Source organism: Ruegeria sp. CDSA077 (genome assembly GCF_059612265.1).
The window spans coordinates 377,742-395,036 of the sequence record NZ_JBXWQG010000001.1; the positions used below are offsets into that span (position 1 = coordinate 377,742).

Below are 17,295 nucleotides of genomic sequence, written 5' to 3' on the forward strand. Positions count from 1 at the left end.
AAATTGTGTAATCGATTACATAATCGGCATCACATGAGATTCGAGTCAAGCCAGAAATCGACTGCCAAGCAATGAGCAAGATACCCAAACCCGCCACAATACAGGACGTCGCACGTGTTTCGCAGGTGTCGACAGCCACTGTCAGTCGTGTTCTGTCCAATCCCGATCTGGTGTCAAAATCAACACGTGTTGCTGTTTTGGAAGCTATTCGCGAGACGGGATATCGCGTTAATCAGGCAGCCCGAAACCTGCGGATGAAAAGGGCGGGGGCCGTACTGATCCTTGTTCCCAACCTCGGCAAACCTTTCTATTCGGGCATACTTGCCGGTATCAGTGAGGGGTTTGCGGGCTCGGACTATGCAGTTCTGATTGCCGATACCGAAAGTAATCCGCTGCAGGAAGAAACTCTTGCCGGGTACTTTCGAGACGGCCGGATAGATGGCGCAATCTCTTTGGATGGTGGCATTCCTTCGACCGCACTTCAGCAATGCGTCACATACGGCGCGGGCGACCGCATAGTATTTTTGTGTGAATGGGTGGAAGGCGAGGCCTTTCCGGTGATTTCCAGCGACAACGCCGAAGGTGCGCGATTGGCGATCAGGCATCTGCATGATTTGGGCCACAAAAAAATCGCGCATGTTACCGGTCCCGACGGGAATGTTCTGACGACCGCTCGGCGTAAGGGCGTGGTCGAAGAACGGACACGCTTGGGGCTTCCAGCGCGGCCCGAGTGGATTATCAGGGGCGACTTTTCGCTGGAATCCGGACATGAGGCCGCCAGACGAATACTTGCGATGGATGAGCGCCCAACGGCGGTGTTCTGCGCCGCGGATATGGTTGCCTTTGGGTTGATTTCTGGGCTGGTCGCGGGTGGTTTGAAGGTGCCCGGTGACATTTCGGTTGTTGGTTTCGACGATATCGAAATGTCAGGATCTTATGTTCCGGCTCTGACAACAATCCGACAGGACAGACACCAACTGGGACGCCGTGCGGCAGAGGTTTTGCTGGGCCAGTTGGCGAACTCTGGCAAAGCGCTTCCAATGAAATCAGCGCTTCCCGTAGAGCTTGTAACGCGGGCGAGCTCCGCGCCGCCCAATTAGCGAAGTCAAAATTTTGGCGCCTTTGCTATAGTCAACGAAGACGCGCTGTGAGCGATGGAGACAGGGGAAATGAGTAAGTCGACCACACCCATTGGCTCTGAACTCACTGTTCGGGATTATTCCCTGACTGGTGTGAATACGCGTCAAGCGATAGAAAACGGTCTTTCGGCCGCAGAGTGGTACCACAGCGATGTTCCTCGTAAGAAGCTGAAATCGCTTATGAAGCGCAGGGATGCGCCGGCCATTCGTGACACAGTGATCTGGATCGCTTTGCACTTTGTATTTGCGGCTGGCGGGCTATACTTCTGGGGTAGCTGGCTTTGCGTGCCTTTCTGGTTTGTTTACGGTGTCGTGTATGGTTCGGCCTGCGACAGCCGTTGGCACGAATGCGGACACGGAACAGCCTTTCGAACCCGATGGATGAATGACGTCGTGTACCACATCGCGTCCTTCCAGATCATGCGAAACCCGGTCAATTGGCGATGGAGCCACGCGCGGCATCACACCGATACACTCATTGTTGGCCGCGATCCGGAAATAGCGTGGATGCACCCGATCAGCCTGATCCTGAAGGCGCTTGCATTTGTAGGGATTTTTGAGACCTGGACTTCACTCAAAACTCTAATGCGAAATGCCATGGGGAACTTGTCGCAAGAAGAGCAGGATTACATTCCGGAAAGCCAATGGCCCAAAGCGGTCCTTTGGGCGCGGATTCACATTGCGATCTACGCCGCTGTTTTGTTGATTTCATTTGTTTTGCTTGTCTCCGGGGCCGCATGGAAATCCCTGATCCCCATACTCTTGATCGGAGGTCCTCGGGTCTATGGGTGTTGGCATTTTGTAATGACGGGGTTGCTTCAGCATGGAGGGCTTGCGGAGAACGTTCTTGATCACCGTTTAAATTCACGTACACTTTATATGAACCCGATAAGCCGTTGGGTTTACTGGAACATGAATTACCATATTGAGCATCACATGTTCCCGATGGTTCCGTATTACTCTCTTCCAGCGCTTCATGATCTGATCAAGGATGATCTGCCGCCGCCGAATACTTCGATTTGGGACGGCTACAAAGAAATGATGGGTTCCGTCATGAAGCAGCGTGTTGACCCGAGTTACGCCATACGAAAGTCTCTCCCGCCGACGGCCCGCCCATATCGGGAACATTTTCACTTGGCAGTTCCGGAGAGAAACACGGGGTTAGAAATCGGTGATCGAGGAGGAACGTAATGCCTTGGGTTGACGCATGCGCCGTAGACGATGTTGAGGAAGAAGATCTCATTCGTTGGGACCACGACGGTAGAACCTACGTGATTGTTCGCAGTTTGGACAATGAGTTCTATTGCACCGACGGCCTCTGTACACACGAACAAGTGCACTTATCGGACGGTCTGGTGATGGACAACGAGATAGAGTGCCCCAAGCATAATGGGCTATTCGACTATCGCACGGGCAAAGCTTTGAGGGCACCCGTATGCGAAGATCTTCGCACCTACGAAACCAGAGTAGGAAATGGTCGCGTCATGGTATTGGTGGAATGACTTTTTGGGCTAGGAGTGGTTTGTGATCGAGCTGTCCGCAACAGGCATCCGGCTTTCATTCGATTTGCAGTTGGGGTTGATCGAGAGTTTCAGTGTGTACGACGGTAACGCTGAGATTTCACCGCTGCATCGCGCACCTTGGGTTGGCACAGACGAAGTTATGCCCGAAGGTATAGCACCTCATTTGGAAAAACTCGGCGGTGATTTCTTCTGCGCCCCATTCGGGTCAACTGAGGGGACATCGCCGCTGCATGGGTGGCCAGCTAACTCTCGTTGGAGACTTGAAGAAAAGACCGACAGCTATTTGCGCGCTGAGCTCGACAGAACGGTCTATGGAGCTAGGCTGCAAAAAGAGATTACACTGCATCCTGAGCATCCATTCGTCTACCAGCGTCACACTTTCATTGGTGGCGACGGCACGATGCCGGTTGCAAATCACGCAAATGTATCCTTGCCCAATGGCGGGATCATTCATACCTCTCGAAAGCAGTGTTGGAGAACGCCTAAGGTTGAACAGGAAGTTGATCCGGCATTAGGCTATTCAGCGCTTAGATATCCGGCTGAAAGCCAAACGTTGGCGTCTTTCCCCGGGAAAGACCGCGAAGTGAATCTGTCAAACTACCCATGGACTCCACAGAGTGAAGACTTTGTTGTTGGATTGGATTCGCCTGATGAGAAATTGGGTTGGACCGCGGTAACTCGCCCCGTGGAGGGCGACATGTTCCTGTCGCTTAAATCGGCTCAGGCTTTGCCGATGACGATGTTGTGGCATTCGAACGGTGGTCGATATTATGCTCCTTGGTCTAGCCGCCACTTCGCCTGCCTTGGGGTTGAGGAGGGGGCCGCTTCGCCCATCCTGGGAAATGTCGAAAATAGTTTCCCGAACGATCACGGCGTCATTCATCTAAACCCCGATCGCCAAGTTGAGGTTACACATGTCATCGGGGCGCTTCGTTGGCGTAGTGGAGCCAGGGTGATTGCAGTTGAAACTCTGGGAAACCAACTTTTGATCCGAGGTACAGAAAATCAGGAGATTCTTGTGCCATTCGATCCGCAAGCCCTGAACATTTGAACGGGTGGTGCAGGGGAAATTGGCTTGAGACAGGCAGGGTAGTTTCGTAGCTTCGCTTGATGACAAAACCGCTCACTTTTTTGCTGCTTCAAAACCAACCCTGAGATCATTCGTCTAGCAGTGATCGTGTACGTTCGATTCTGGTTGAATAGGTTTGGCCCTATCTGTGCCGCAGAAGTTAGCCGAAAACGCATAAATCGGATGCGATGTTTCGCGAACTGGTAGCGGCATCTAAATAAGGTTATTATTGAAGATCAACGGCAAGCAATATCACCTGTGGCGGGTATCCGACCATGAAGGCGAGGTGCTGGAAATCTATGTCACGAAGCGCCGGGATCGTGTTGCGGCCCTTTTACACTTGAAGAAAGCGATGAAACGATGCGGCCAGTCAGGTTTCGTCGTCACTGACAAATTGCACTCTTACGACGCGGCGATGAAAGTCATAGGTAATGCCTCAAGGCAAGAAACTGGCCGTTGGAAGAACAATCTTGCTGAGTATTCACATCTTCCGTCGGCGAAAAGAACGTGCGATGCTCTGCCTCCGGCAAATGTGATGTTTGCAAAATTTTGCCGCAGACGACTCTTCCGTCCATAGTCACTTCAATCATGAACGGCAGCTTTACTCACGCGACAAGTTCAAACTCAGTTGAACTGCCGCCCTTTCGGCGTGGAGCCAATTTAGTTTCGCCTAATTTTTAGCTTTCTGAGGTAGACTGAGACTGGTTCGAATTTGCCTGACAGCACCGCCACTCAGCCTGTTTCACCAAGCAACCTGCGATTTCTTTCTTCTGCAAACGCAGATTGGCTTCGCTGCAAGAATGTGCGTCGCGCTGCAGATCCTTCGAGAATATTTCCCACGAATAAGGGTCAGTTGCCCTGATTGCGGGCTTCCAACCGTTCAAGGTTCACAACGGTCGACAACATCAACCTGTCATGGCTCCAGTCGTCTACAGGCTGCAATGACGCAGCGCCTAACGCCAATGTCACAGCAAAAGCTGCGCTTAAGGCAAAGAACAGAGGGGGCATTGTGGGTTGGATTGCAGGGGCATCTGCCAGGGCAATCACACGTTGACGCAAGACGCGTTTGGCCTTGCCCCCTTTAACCAAAGCCACATTCAATACACGCGGGCTGCCGCGCATTACTGTATTGGAGCAATAGTTCAGCAGGCAGGAGGTGTATTCGACCGCGTTGATTCCACGGCGCGAAACGACGGATTGATCACAGGCCAGCTCGCGCAGCCGATCGAATTGAAACTTGAGAATCAGATATGCCGGGTTCCAGAACAGGAACGGCCGCAAAAGCTCGAACCCCAGTTCCCATTCTACATCGGCAGCCCTGACATGTTGCAGCTCGTGTGCAAGGGCAAACCGCATATCGCTGGGGGTGTTGAGCAGATGGCTGGGCAATACCACATGCCTGCGCCACAAACCGCGAACGGCGAAGGGGACTGTGACCCGGTCGGACAGGCGGATATCGACCTTTTCCGAGCTTCGCCACAGATAGCTGGAGCGAACAATGCCTCGGATTGCCAACCCGTCACGGATAATGCGCAGGATGCAGACCGCAGAATAGAGCGCCATTACCACCAAGATTGCCGATATAATCGGGTTTTCGCCTGAGAGGGTCTGTTCGATCCACCTTTGCCGGGTATTTAGCAGGGCCTCGAACTGGGTGGCGGGCATGGCGATATCGCCACGCAGATAGGCGGCAACCGCAAGATCCCCAATGGCGACCCCGCTTTCAACGGAATACAGCGCCATGACCAAACCAGCCCCGATTGCCAAAAGGGGGCTGAGCAGGACGCAAAGACACAGAATTTTCAATGCGCGTAGCTGTGCAACAAACCCGTGTCGCATCTGCGTCATTGAAACCACGTATCTTGCCGCGATCCATACAATAGCCGCTAGGGCAAGAACCAGATTCAGTTCGAGAAATGCGTCGAGAACCGGTTTAACCGCTGTCATTTTGCAGTCTCCTCTCTACCAGTGCCCGAATATCCTCAAGATCTGCCTCGCTCAGACCGGCGTCATCTACCAACCGTGCAACCAGCGTGGCTGGTGTGTCATCGAACAGGGTTCGTGACAGGTTCTGCAGTGAACGCGCCTGATACCTATCCTTTTCCAGAAGCGGCGTATAACTTAGGGTCTTGCCGTTTTTGCGACTTTCTACAAAGCCTTTTTCGTCAAGAATGCGAAGGATTGTGGCCCCTGACGTATAGGCCAGGTTCCGATCTGGTGGCAGCCGGTCCAGTACATCACGCACCGAGCCCTGACCCAGAGCCCAGAGTTCGTTCATGAACTCCAGTTCGACCTCGGTCAGCAGGTTTGTCGTCTTTTTCTTTCGCATTGATCCCAGTGCCGTCATTTTACCTGTGCCTGACAGACAAGCATCCTTTGATGGTTTCGCAAAGCTTAAACTTTCCAGAACACGAAAACGCCCCAGCCGATGGACAGGAACAGCGGTGTCCAGACCGGTTGCCCGACTAGCCCTAACCAGGCCAGAAAAATATAGGCTGCCCCAAGCAATGTGATGAACAGCCGGTCGCCCAATGTGGTGGTCAAGCCCAGAACGCCGCGCCGTTCAATCCCGTCGCGGAATTTGAACCCTTCCAGCAGACCGATCAGCGCGATGGCTGAAAAGATGCCGACAAATACGGCCAGGGTCGCCGGTGTCCACGCCATCCAGAAATCCGGCCACAAGGGCGCAGTCCAGGAAAACTCTTTTTCTTCGGGCTGACCCACACTTCCCCACCCGGCCTGTGCTTGCGCCAAGGCCGAACCCGGGATCAGAAAGGGGATCAAAAGCAGTTTACGCATATCGAACCTCATACACGCCCCATCGCGAAACCACGCGCGATGTAGTTGCGGACAAACCAGATGACGATGGCGCCGGGGATGATGGTCAGCGTCCCGGCGGCGGCCAGCAGGCCCAATTCGTACCCGGCGCTGGACGCGGTTCGGGTCATTACGGCAGCGATGGGTTTGGCCTCGACCGCTGTCAGGGTCTTGGCCAACAGCATTTCGACCCATGAGAACATGAAGCAGAAGAATGCCGCAACGCCTACACCCGCTTTGATATTTGGCAGGAATATCGTGACGAAAAAGCGCGGGAAGGAATACCCGTCGACATAAGCGGTTTCGTCCAACTCCTTGGGGATGCCACGCATGAACCCTTCCAAAATCCACACCGCTAGCGGCACGTTGAACAGCGTATGCGCCAGCGCCACCGCCAGATAGGTGTCAAACAACTGGATTGACGAATAGAGCTGAAAGAACGGCAAGGCGAACACCGCAGCCGGTGCCATCCGGTTGGTCAGCAGCCAGAAGAACAACTGCTTGTCCCCTAGGAACCGATAGCGTGAGAACGCATAGGCCGCTGGCAGGGCGACACAGACGGAAAGCACCGTGTTCAACGTCACATAGGTGATCGAGTTAATGTAGCCCCAATACCACGTCGGGTCTGTGAAGATCGTGATGTAGTTTTCCAGCGTAAAGGTCTGCGGGAACAGAGAAAAGCCCGACAGGATCTCGTTCGTGGTCTTGAAGGACATCGCCACCAGCCAATAGATCGGCAACATCAGGAACGCGATATAGAGAATCGGGATGAGGGAGCGCTTTTTCATTCGGCGTCATCCTTTGTCATCAGAGTGTAGAAGACCCATGAGACCAGCAGTGTGATGGCGAAATAGATCAAGCTCATCGCAGCCGCAGGGCCAAGGTCGAACTGTCCCAGCGCGATCTTCACAAGGTCGATCGACAGTAAGGTGGTCGAGTTTCCGGGACCCCCGCCAGTCAAAACGAAGGGTTCGGTGTAGATGTTGAAACTGTCCATGAACCGCAGCAGGATGGCGATTGTCAGAACCGTCTTCATCTTGGGTAACTGGATATACCGGAACACTGACCACGGGCTTGCACCGTCGATCTTGGCCGCCTGATAATAGGCGTCCGGGATCGAAACCAGACCCGCATAGCACAGTAGAACCACCAGCGAAGTCCAGTGCCAGACATCCATGATGATGACAGTGATCCAGGCCGACAATGGTTGCTGTGTCATGTCATAATTGATGCCCAGCACGTCATTCAGAAAATACCCCAGCAGGCCGATTTTTGGCAGGGTAAAGATGTTCCACATCGAGCCGACTACGTTCCAGGGGATGAGCATCGGCAGAGCCATCAGCACCAGACAGACCGGCACCCAAAAGCCTTTGCGCGGCATCGACAGGGCAACAATGATGCCCAGCGGCACCTCGATGATCAGGATCATGAAGGTAAACAGGAACTGTCGCCCCAAAGCGGCCTGAAAACGGTCGGAGCGCAGGATTTGTTCGAACCATCCCAGCCCTTCCCAGAAGAACTGGTTATTGCCGAAGGTCTCCTGCACCGAGTAGTTGACCACCGTCATCATTGGCACCAGCGCGTTGAACGCGACCAGTGCCAGAACCGGCAGGACAAAGAACCATGCTCTTTGGTTTATTGTTCTCATTGGGCCCGCTCCTGCGTTGCGATCCAGCCGTCGCGATAGACGCGGGACTGCTCGGGTTTGAATTGCAGAAAGACCATCGAGCCTTGTTCGGGCGCATTGTGTTCGGTGACGGCCTTGATCGGCGTGTTCCCAACCATGGCACTGACCACGTAATGGCGCCCGATATCGGCTACTTTGGTGACATGTGCCGGTATGCCGGATTGGCCGAAGCCTACATATTCCGGGCGTATTCCCAGATCGGTGCGACCACCTTCACCATGGGTCGGACCTTCCAAGGCCACCTCATGCCCTTCAAAAATAGCGCGATCGCCCTTGGTCTCGCAGGGCAAGACATTCATGCCGGGCGAGCCGATAAAGTGACCAACGAATGTATGCTGAGGCCGCTCGAACAGTTCAACCGGCGTACCAATCTGAACCACTTCACCATCCTGCATGACCACGACTTCATCAGCAAAAGTCAACGCCTCGGTCTGGTCGTGGGTGACGTAGATCATTGTGGCTTTTACGCGCTGGTGCAGCTCTTTCAACTTGGACCGCAGTTTCCATTTCAGATGCGGGTCGATCACGGTCAGCGGCTCATCAAACATCACCGCATTCACGTCATCGCGCACCAGTCCGCGCCCCATCGAGATTTTTTGCTTGTTGTCCGGGCTCAGGCCAGAGGCTTTGGTGCCCAGCATATCCGCGACATCCAGCATTTCGGCAATCTCATCAACACGCCGCTTGATGGTTGCCGCGTCAACGCCCCGGTTTTTCAGAGGAAAGGCTAGGTTCTCGCCTACGGTCATCGTGTCGTAGATCACTGGAAACTGAAAAACCTGCGCAATGTTGCGCTGATCAGGGGGCAGGGCGGTCACGTCGCGGTCATCAAACAGGATCTGCCCCTCGGAAGGTGTCAGCAGGCCCGAGATGATGTTCAGCAGCGTAGACTTGCCGCAGCCCGATGGCCCCAGCAGCGCATAGGCCCCACCATCGCGCCAAGTGACGTCGATTTCCTTCAGCGCATAATCCTCGGGGCCTTGCGGCGATGGCATATAGCTGTGTCGAAGGTTTGAAAGCTTGATCTGTGCCATGTCAGGCCACCCTTTTGCCGTCTTGGCCGAAATACCGGCAATGGGCCGGATTCATATAGAAACTATGGTCTTCGCCAACCTGATAGGGATGTACGCCCGCCGCCAATGAAACCCATGCGTCGTTCCCATGTTGGAAATGCGCACTGGAGTCAGATCCGGATAGCTCGGTCACGATCACACGCCCGGTCAGTTCTACATCTGCGTCCGATGTGCGGAATGGCGTCACGCGATGCGGGCGTACCGCAACTGTGTATTCACCGTCTGCGATGCCGGTGACGGCCCATCCACCGCCCCCTGCAAGTTGCGCCTGCGCACCCGAGACGGTGATATGCGCGACATTGATGGGCGGATCCGAGAACACACGTGCGGCAGCGATGTTTTCCGGATTGCGGTAGATATCAGCGGTTGGCCCAAATTGGGTGACCCGGCCGTCTGCCATCAGAGCGGTATGACCACCGAGCAGCAATGCTTCTTCCGGTTCTGATGTCGCATAGACCACAACGGCCCCGCGTCCGGCAAAAAGATCAGGAAGTTGCTCGCGTAGCTCTTCGCGCAGTTTGTAGTCCAGATTGGCAAGGGGTTCATCAAGGAACACGGCCCGGCTTTCCTTGGCAATCGCGCGGGCCAAAGCGGTGCGTTGTTGTTGCCCACCCGACAGCTCGTGCGGGCGGCGCTGCAGCATCGGGCGCAGCTGCAGCAGATCAGCGGCCTCTTCCACGCGGCCTTCGATTTCGCTTTTCGCCATGCCTGCTACGCGCAGGGGCGAGGCAATGTTGTCGAAAACGCTCATATGGGGGTAATTGACGAAAAACTGGTGCACCAGACTGATCTTACGCTTCTGCGTATTCAGCCGAGTCACGTCCTGACCGTCCATCAGGACTTTGCCTGCGGCGATCGGATCCAATCCGGCCATCATCTTGATCAGTGATGTTTTCCCGGAACCGGTGGCACCCAGTAACACATTGAAATGGCCTGTTTGCAGCGTCAGATTCGTGGGTTTGATATGGATGACGTTGCCGACCCGTTTGGTCGCGTCTTGAAGTTCGATCATCTGGTGTTCTCTGGGGGTATTTGGGGGTAGGCCGGGTCTGAGCCCGGCCTACGAGTTTACGCTTACTGGGACTGCCAGCGCTGAACCAGTTCGTCATAGTTGACAGTCTGGCCTTGCGGCTTTTCGTTTTCCAGCTTGGCTTTTGGCGAACCCGGCTTTTCCAGCCAGAAGGACGCATCCTGCGGCTCGTTCAAGCGCGGACCACAACCGCCGTAGACACCGGCGCTTTCATCCGCGGCCTGCATCCGGCCCATTGTGATGTCCATCTCTTCGGCCAGACGATCCATCGCTTCTTGCGGAGTGAAGGCACCCGAGTTCACGTCACCAATCTGCTGCCACCAGATCTGGGCCAGCTTCGGATAATCCGGCACGTTGATGCCGGTCGGCGACCATGCCACGCGGTCAGGTGAGCGATAGAACTCGACCAAACCACCCAGCTTGGGCGCGCGTTCGGTGAACGACTCGTGGTTGACCGAGCTGTCGCGAATGAAGGTCAGACCCACATGGGACTTCTTCACGTCGACCGTCTTGGACGTCACGAACTGGGCATAGAGCCAAGCCGCCTGAGCACGATCCGCAGGGGTCGACTTCAGGAAGGTCCAGGATCCCACGTCCTGATACCCAACCTTCTGACCATCTTCCCAATAGGGGCCATGCGGGCTCGGCGCCATCCGCCAAAGCGGTGTGCCTTCGTCGTCGACGGTGTTGTTGCCTTCGGACTTCGGCTTCACCATGTCGGCAGTAAAGGCGGTGTACCAGAAGATTTGCTGGGCCACGTTGCCTTGGCTAAGCGCCGGCAGCGACTGGTAGAAGTCATAAGACGCGGCACCTGGAGGCGCATAGTTGCGCAGCCATTCGTCCCATTTGCGGATCGCATAGACCGCAGCCGGACCGTTTGCAGCACCACCGCGCGACACAGATGCGCCAACAGGGTTACAGGTGCCCGCTTCCATGCGGATGCCCCATTCGTCAACGGGGATGCCGTTCGGCTCACCCTTGTCGCCAGCACCAGCCATCGACAGCCACGCGTCGGTCATACGCCAACCCAGGTCAGGTGCGCGCTTGCCGTAATCCATGTGGCCATAGATCGCGGTACCGTCGACTTCTTTCACATCGTTGGTAAAGAAATCGGCGATGTCTTCGTAAGCGGACCAGTTGACCGGAACGCCCAGATCATAGCCGTACTTCTCTTTGAACGCGGCTTTGTTTGCCTCATCGTCGAACCAGTCCTTGCGGAACCAGTAGAGGTTCGCAAACTGCTGATCAGGCAGCTGATACAGCTTGCCATCCGGACCGGTGGTGAACTGAATGCCCATGAAGTCATCCAGATCCAGCGTCGGAGAGGTCGTGCCCGCCCAGTCGCCACCCATCATGTCGGTCAGCGGATACGCCAACTGCAGACGCGAGTGGGTGCCGATCAGGTCACTGTCGTTCACGTAGCCGTCATACAGGTTCCGACCTGTTTGCAGCTGGGTTTGAACGGCTTGAACTACTTCGCCTTCACCCAGAATCTGGTGATTGACCTTGATGCCGGTAATTTCTTCGAACGCCTTGGTCAGAACCTCAGATTCGTAAGAGTGCGTAGGGATGCCTTCGGACAGGACGTTGATTTCCATGCCATTGTAAGGCTGTGCAGCTTCGATGAACCATTGCATCTCGGCCATCTGTTCGTCTTTCGACAGGGTTGATGGCTGGAATTCGTCGTCGATCCAGCGTTGTGCTGCGGCTTCGTCGGCCCAAACGGGACCGTGCCCCGCAATGACGGCAGCCGCCGCCACTGCGGAAAGTAGATGTCTCCGCATCTGTTTCCTCCCAAAAATAATGTGATCCGGCGCAGACCGGATGACGATCAGCATCAGCGATTTGCCTCCTACGTGTCAAACTAAATTTTTAGTAATTGAGGTGATGGCCGGGATAAATTTCTGAAAATGAATTGATTTATGTCATGTTTTAAAGCACCATTTGCCCATTATTTCAGTTTGCAGACCCCTTGAATGCAGGGTCGCGCGCATGGTTTTTCGGCAGACGCTGTGATGTGGGTCGATTTGAAAAGCAGACCTTTGTGACCGTTTGCTGCACGATTTGAGTTCAATCAAGTTTTCAGGCTATGAGGATCAGAAATGTCCCGAAGTCTTCTGAAATTTACCCGCGTTCTCGAGATCGTGGGGGATACGCTAAAGATAAAAGTTCCGAGTGACGGGTCCGCTGACGCGACGGTGCGTTTCAACGATCTGGCCGTGATCGAAACTGTCGATGGGCACAGAACGCTGGCGCAAGTCATCTTCATCGACCGCGATGTGATAACCTTGCAAGTGTTCTCGGGTACCAAGGGGATTTCGACCGAGGCGACAGCAACGTTCCTTGGTCATCCGATGCAAACCCCGTATTCGGCCAATATTCTGGGCCGGGTGTTCGACGGCGCAGGCGAGGCGATTGACGGCGGCCCGGATTTGTCTGCCGAACCGCGCATCGACATTGGGGGACCAACGGTGAACCCGGTTGAGCGGTCGGTTCCCGACAAGATGATTCGCACGGATGTGCCGATGATCGACGTGTTCAATACGCTGGTCGAAAGCCAGAAGATCCCAATATTTTCGGTATCCGGCGAGCCGTTCAACGCGTTTCTCAGCCGCATCGGCATTCAGGCGGATGCGGATATTGTTGTGTTTGGCGGGCTAGGGCTGATTTTTGACGACTTCCACACGTTCAGAACCTCGTTCGAGGATGCGGGCGTGTTCTCGCGGACCGTGATGTTCGTCAATCAGGCCATGGACCCGTTGGTCGAACGCCTGCTCGTGCCGGATATGGCGCTGGCCGTTGCCGAGAAATTCGCTGTGGAAGAGGGCAAGCGTGTTCTGGTCCTGCTGACGGATATGACCGCCTATGCCGATGCGATGAAAGAGGTTGGGATCAGTCAGGAGCGCGTCCCATCGCAGCGTGGATATATGGGCGATCTCTACTCGCAACTGGCACGACGGTATGAGAAAGCTTGCGACTATGCCAAGGGTGGATCGGTTACTGTGCTGACTGTCACAACCATGCCCGGGAATGACGTGACGCATCCGGTGCCGGACAACACCGGATATATCACTGAAGGCCAGTTTTACCTGCATTCCGGGGTGATCGACCCGTTCGGCAGTTTGTCGCGCCTCAAGCAGAATGTAATCGGCAAGACCACGCGCGAAGACCACGGCCAGATCATGAACACGATGATCCGGTTCTATTCCGAAAGCCGAGATGCCGCGCAGAAACAGGCCATGGCGTTTGACCTATCGGATTATGACAACCAGTTGCTGAAATTCGGCGCTTTGTTCCGCAAACGCTTTATGGACATCAACGTCTCGATCCCGCTGGAGGATGCGCTAGATCTGGGATGGAAGACACTTGCTGAATGCTTTGCCCCCGAGCAGTTGCTGATGAAGCAGGATCTGATCGACAAATACTTCCCAAAGGATGCACATGGCGCGGTTGCAGCTGAATAAATCGTCGCTTGCACGCGAGCAGACGCAGCTGAAAAGCTATGAGCGGTTCTTGCCGTCTCTGGACCTGAAGCGTCAGCAACTGATGGCTGAACGGGCCAAGGCACGTAAAAATGTGCAGCACCTGCAGGAGGAGGTGACGCGCTTGGCACAGCAGGTCGGGGAAAAGCTGCCCATGCTGGCGCAACAAGGTGTCGACCTGGAAGGGTTGGTCGAACTAAAGGATTACCGGCTGAAGAAGGTCAACGTGGTTGGCGTTACCATGCCCGATCTGGACCGAATCGAGGTCGCGGTACGTCCGTATTCCCTTTTGGCCAAGCCACATTGGGTGGATGCAGTGGCGCGTTTGTTGCATGACATGATCGATGCCCGATTGCGCGTGAAAGTGGCCGAAGAAAGGGTCAGGATTTTTGACAAATCAGTCGCCACGATCACCCAGCGCGTCAATCTGTTCGAGAAGGTGTTGATCCCGCGCGCCAGGGCCAACATCAAGAAAATCCGCATCTATCTGAGCGATGAACAGATGCAATCCGTTGTGCGCTCGAAAATCTCCAAACGCAAACATGCGAAGGAGGTTGCGGCATGAGTGTTGCAAGGCTGAAAAAACTGTCTTTGGTCGGCCGTGCCGCGAACAAGGGGGACACTCTGGGCGCGCTGCAGACATTGGGATGCATGCATGTTTTGCCTTTGGCACCGCCGCCGGCAGAGCCAGAGCGGATCAATGAGCGTGGTGCCCGAGATGCGTATAAAGCATTGCGGTTTTTGAAAGAATCGTCGGAAACGCGCCGTCTGGTTCGGCGCGATTCTGGTTTTGATATGGACCAGTTCGTCGGTGAAGTCCTGGACTTGATGCAGCGCATAAGGGATATGACCGACCACCGGGATTTTCTATCCCACCGGATCGCTCAGGTGCGCCCGTGGGGAGATCTGGATTTTCCGCCGAGTGATGTGTTGGCAGGCAACCGGCTTTGGTTCTATCAACTGCCGCTAAAGCACCGCGAGGCACTGGCGGAGCTTCAGTTGCCCTGGGCCATCCTGCAAGAGGATCACCGGTTTCTCTACGCCGTTCTGATCGCCCCGGAAGATCCCGAAGACGACATACTTCCAGTGCCGCGCACCCATACGGGTTCGTTGCCCATTCACGAGCTTGAAGCTCAGCTGGAAGAGGCCGAAATCGCCATTGAGGCGCTGGAAGCCGAGCGTATCGGGCAGACCCGTTTTCTGGCGTTGATGCGGCGTAATCTTGCCGCCGCCGAAAGCGCAGCCGAACTGGCCCATGCCACGCAAAAGGTCCGCGACGAAGGCGAAGTGTTTGCCCTGCAGGGTTGGGTGCCCAGCGATCAGGTCGAGGCTGTCCTGGACATGGCCAATTCGCAGAACGCCGCTGTTTTGATCGAAGACCCGGGCCCGAACGAGATGCCTCCGACGCTGCTTGAGCAGCCGGAAAATCGCAGTGCAGCGGTGGACCTTGCCCTGTTCTATCAGGTTCCTGGGTACCGAGAATGGGACCCCAGCATAATCGTGTCCGTCTCGTTCGCGATCTTCTTTGCGATGATCGTTGCGGATGCTGGCTATGGCCTGGTTATCCTGCTGGGGCTGTTGGCCTTCTGGAAACGTCTCGACAATACACCGGCGAAAAGATCGTGGCGGCTTTATGGTTTGATCATCTCGGGCGCGACGGTCCTGTACGGGATTTTGGTTGGAAGCTATTTTGGCGCTTCCCCGGCCTCGGGCACGATCTGGGGGAAACTCAAGCTGTTGGACCTGAACAATTTCGACTCGATGATGATGATTTCAATCGTGGTCGGTGTTCTGCACCTGATATTGGCGAATGCGCTTGCAGCACGCGCGTCTTGGGGGCGGCGCAGTTCCGTTGCCAATCTTGGCTGGATCGCGGTGTTGATCGGCGGGTTCATACTGTGGCTGAGCTATATGAAAGGGGGACCCACAGCACCGGGTGCTGCGATTATGATCGCAGGCGCTTTGGCGATCCTTCTGTTCACCAGCGAGCGCGAGATTGCCAAACCGTCAGACTGGCTTTGGCGCCTTATAGAAGGGGTGCAGGGGCTGGCCGGGGCGATGGGGGCCTTTGGCGATGTGCTTAGCTACATGCGCCTGTTTGCGCTGGGGCTGGCCTCGGCTTCGCTGGCGATCACGTTCAACGATCTGGCGGTCTCGGTGATGCAGTCCCTGAAAGGGCTGGGCCTTCTGTTCGGAGTGTTGATCCTGATCGCCGGGCATATCCTCAATTTCGCGCTCGCCATGATGAGCGGCGTCGTTCACGGATTACGTCTCAATTACATCGAATTCTTTAAATGGGGCCTGCCGGATGAAGGCATCGTCTTTCGCCCGTTCGCCCGCAAGGAGGTTCAGGAATGAATGAGCTTGTACTTACATTGGGCTGGTTGGGAATCTATGCCCCCATGGCGCTGGGCGCCGCAGCAAGCGCGATTGGCTGTTCCATTGCTGGACAGGCCAGTATCGGAGCGATGACGGAAACCGAAGGCGGGTATGGCCGGTTTATCGGCGTGTCGGCCTTTCCATCGACGATGGTGATCTACGGCATCGTCATCATGTTCACGCTGAACCGCGATGTGACGCCTGAAAATGCAGGCGGGCTGTTCGGGATCGGTATCCTGTCGGGCATCGCCCTGATGTATTGCGGCATCTGGCAGGGAAGGGCCTGTGCTGCAGCGATCAACGCAACCAAGGAAAAGCCCGAGATTTTTGGCCTGGCACTTGCGCCTGCTGCAATCATCGAGGGCTTTGGCGTATTTGCCTTTGTCTTTGCATTGGTCATCAGCGCGGGGATTAGCTGATGGCACAGGACGGGATGATTTCGCATGGGGTGGATGCGCTGATCGACAAGCTGCGCAGCGATGGTGTGGCTGCCGGTCAGGCCGATGCAGACAATCTGCGCGCTGAAGCCAAAGCCGAGGCGGCCAAAATCCTTGCCGATGCCAAGCGCGACGTTGATGAGTATCGGAAAAAGGCCCGTGCCGAAGCGGATAATTATCGCACAGCCGGAGAAGAGGCGCTGAACACAGCGATGCGTGATGCGGTGCTTACAATGAAGGCCGGTCTGACAGATCGATTCCGCAAGGATGTTGAACGGCTGGTCACCAAAGAAATGACTGATCCTGAACTGCTGAAACAAATGATCCTTGAGGTCGTCGGTCGCGCCGCGTCAGACGCCAGACTGGAAGGGCCCGCGCAGGTCATACTGCCCCCCAGGGTCGCCACTCAGGATGACATCAAACAGAACGCCGATGATATTCAGTCGGGAAAGCTGACGCGTTACGTTCTGGGACTGACGGCTGAAATGCTGAAGGAACAGGTTGAGCTGCACAGCGCGGATGACACCCAGAATGGCATCCGCATCCGGGCTGATGAACAGGGGGTTGTTCTGGATCTGACCGATAAGGCCGTCGCCTCGTTGTTAATGGAACATTTGCAGCCGCGCTTTCGTGCCGTTTTGGAAGGTGTGATCCGGTAA

17 protein-coding genes and 1 pseudogene are annotated in these 17,295 nt (G+C 55.4%); 10 read left to right on the forward strand and 8 right to left on the reverse strand.

What is annotated here, in order from left to right:
* Positions 1–71 precede the first annotated feature (71 nt).
* The 5 genes and pseudogenes from AC2FLE_RS01930 (at position 72) to AC2FLE_RS01950 (ending at position 4,363) form a co-directional block, all read left to right on the forward strand.
* The gene (locus AC2FLE_RS01930; protein ID WP_496694936.1) at positions 72–1,100 is read left to right on the forward strand and encodes a LacI family DNA-binding transcriptional regulator; all 1,029 of its coding nucleotides are present in this window, start codon (positions 72–74) and stop codon (positions 1,098–1,100) included.
* A 54-nt stretch (positions 1,101–1,154) separates the two neighbouring features.
* The gene (locus AC2FLE_RS01935; protein ID WP_496694938.1) at positions 1,155–2,330 is read left to right on the forward strand and encodes a fatty acid desaturase family protein; all 1,176 of its coding nucleotides are present in this window, start codon (positions 1,155–1,157) and stop codon (positions 2,328–2,330) included.
* A complete protein-coding gene (locus tag AC2FLE_RS01940) occupies positions 2,330–2,641 on the forward strand; it encodes a MocE family 2Fe-2S type ferredoxin (protein ID WP_496694939.1) in 312 nt (103 codons plus the stop codon). The genes AC2FLE_RS01935 and AC2FLE_RS01940 overlap by 1 nt, the downstream gene beginning before the upstream one ends.
* Before the next feature lie 70 nt (positions 2,642–2,711).
* Positions 2,712–3,713: a hypothetical protein gene (locus AC2FLE_RS01945; protein WP_496694941.1), complete on the forward strand. Its 1,002-nt coding sequence runs from the start codon at positions 2,712–2,714 to the stop codon at positions 3,711–3,713.
* Between the two features lie 105 nt (positions 3,714–3,818).
* Positions 3,819–4,363: pseudogene (locus AC2FLE_RS01950) on the forward strand (DDE-type integrase/transposase/recombinase).
* A gap of 217 nt (positions 4,364–4,580) precedes the next feature.
* Here the strand turns inward: AC2FLE_RS01950 and AC2FLE_RS01955 are convergent.
* The 8 genes from AC2FLE_RS01955 to AC2FLE_RS01990 all read right to left on the reverse strand — a co-directional run bounded on the left by AC2FLE_RS01955 (position 4,581) and on the right by AC2FLE_RS01990 (position 12,122).
* Entirely contained in the window at positions 4,581–5,678 is a 1,098-nt protein-coding gene (locus tag AC2FLE_RS01955; protein ID WP_496694943.1) for a M56 family metallopeptidase, read from the reverse strand.
* On the reverse strand, positions 5,665–6,060 hold the full coding sequence (locus AC2FLE_RS01960; RefSeq protein ID WP_142634715.1) for a BlaI/MecI/CopY family transcriptional regulator: 396 nt from the start codon (positions 6,058–6,060) through the stop codon (positions 5,665–5,667). Before AC2FLE_RS01960 ends, AC2FLE_RS01955 begins: the two co-directional genes overlap by 14 nt.
* A 65-nt stretch (positions 6,061–6,125) precedes the next feature.
* On the reverse strand, positions 6,126–6,530 hold the full coding sequence (locus AC2FLE_RS01965; protein ID WP_281972348.1) for a DUF2160 domain-containing protein: 405 nt from the start codon (positions 6,528–6,530) through the stop codon (positions 6,126–6,128).
* An 8-nt stretch (positions 6,531–6,538) separates the two neighbouring features.
* On the reverse strand, positions 6,539–7,336 hold the full coding sequence (locus AC2FLE_RS01970) for a carbohydrate ABC transporter permease (RefSeq protein WP_142634711.1): 798 nt from the start codon (positions 7,334–7,336) through the stop codon (positions 6,539–6,541).
* Positions 7,333–8,196, reverse strand: a complete 864-nt coding sequence (locus AC2FLE_RS01975) for a carbohydrate ABC transporter permease (protein ID WP_142634709.1) — start codon at positions 8,194–8,196, stop codon at positions 7,333–7,335. Before AC2FLE_RS01975 ends, AC2FLE_RS01970 begins: the two co-directional genes overlap by 4 nt.
* A complete protein-coding gene (locus tag AC2FLE_RS01980) occupies positions 8,193–9,269 on the reverse strand; it encodes an ABC transporter ATP-binding protein (protein ID WP_496694946.1) in 1,077 nt (358 codons plus the stop codon). Before AC2FLE_RS01980 ends, AC2FLE_RS01975 begins: the two co-directional genes overlap by 4 nt.
* 1 nt (position 9,270) lies before the next feature.
* On the reverse strand, positions 9,271–10,320 hold the full coding sequence (locus AC2FLE_RS01985; RefSeq protein ID WP_142634705.1) for an ABC transporter ATP-binding protein: 1,050 nt from the start codon (positions 10,318–10,320) through the stop codon (positions 9,271–9,273).
* A gap of 62 nt (positions 10,321–10,382) precedes the next feature.
* The gene (locus AC2FLE_RS01990; protein ID WP_271946219.1) at positions 10,383–12,122 is read right to left on the reverse strand and encodes an ABC transporter substrate-binding protein; all 1,740 of its coding nucleotides are present in this window, start codon (positions 12,120–12,122) and stop codon (positions 10,383–10,385) included.
* 318 nt (positions 12,123–12,440) lie between these two features.
* On the opposite strand from AC2FLE_RS01990, the gene AC2FLE_RS01995 reads away from it, so the two are divergent.
* Genes AC2FLE_RS01995 through AC2FLE_RS02015 form a run of 5 tightly spaced genes read left to right on the forward strand, consistent with a single transcriptional unit; the run spans position 12,441 to position 17,295 of the window.
* Positions 12,441–13,802, forward strand: coding sequence for a V-type ATP synthase subunit B (locus tag AC2FLE_RS01995; protein ID WP_496694947.1), 1,362 nt, complete (start codon positions 12,441–12,443; stop codon positions 13,800–13,802).
* Entirely contained in the window at positions 13,780–14,385 is a 606-nt protein-coding gene (locus AC2FLE_RS02000; protein WP_496694949.1) for a V-type ATP synthase subunit D, read from the forward strand. Before AC2FLE_RS01995 ends, AC2FLE_RS02000 begins: the two co-directional genes overlap by 23 nt.
* On the forward strand, positions 14,382–16,178 hold the full coding sequence (locus AC2FLE_RS02005; protein WP_496694951.1) for a V-type ATP synthase subunit I: 1,797 nt from the start codon (positions 14,382–14,384) through the stop codon (positions 16,176–16,178). Before AC2FLE_RS02000 ends, AC2FLE_RS02005 begins: the two co-directional genes overlap by 4 nt.
* Positions 16,175–16,618 carry an ATP synthase subunit C gene (locus AC2FLE_RS02010; RefSeq protein WP_281972343.1) on the forward strand — a complete coding sequence of 148 codons (444 nt, stop codon included), beginning with the start codon at positions 16,175–16,177 and terminating at the stop codon, positions 16,616–16,618. Before AC2FLE_RS02005 ends, AC2FLE_RS02010 begins: the two co-directional genes overlap by 4 nt.
* Positions 16,618–17,295: a hypothetical protein gene (locus AC2FLE_RS02015; RefSeq protein ID WP_496694952.1), complete on the forward strand. Its 678-nt coding sequence runs from the start codon at positions 16,618–16,620 to the stop codon at positions 17,293–17,295. The genes AC2FLE_RS02010 and AC2FLE_RS02015 overlap by 1 nt, the downstream gene beginning before the upstream one ends.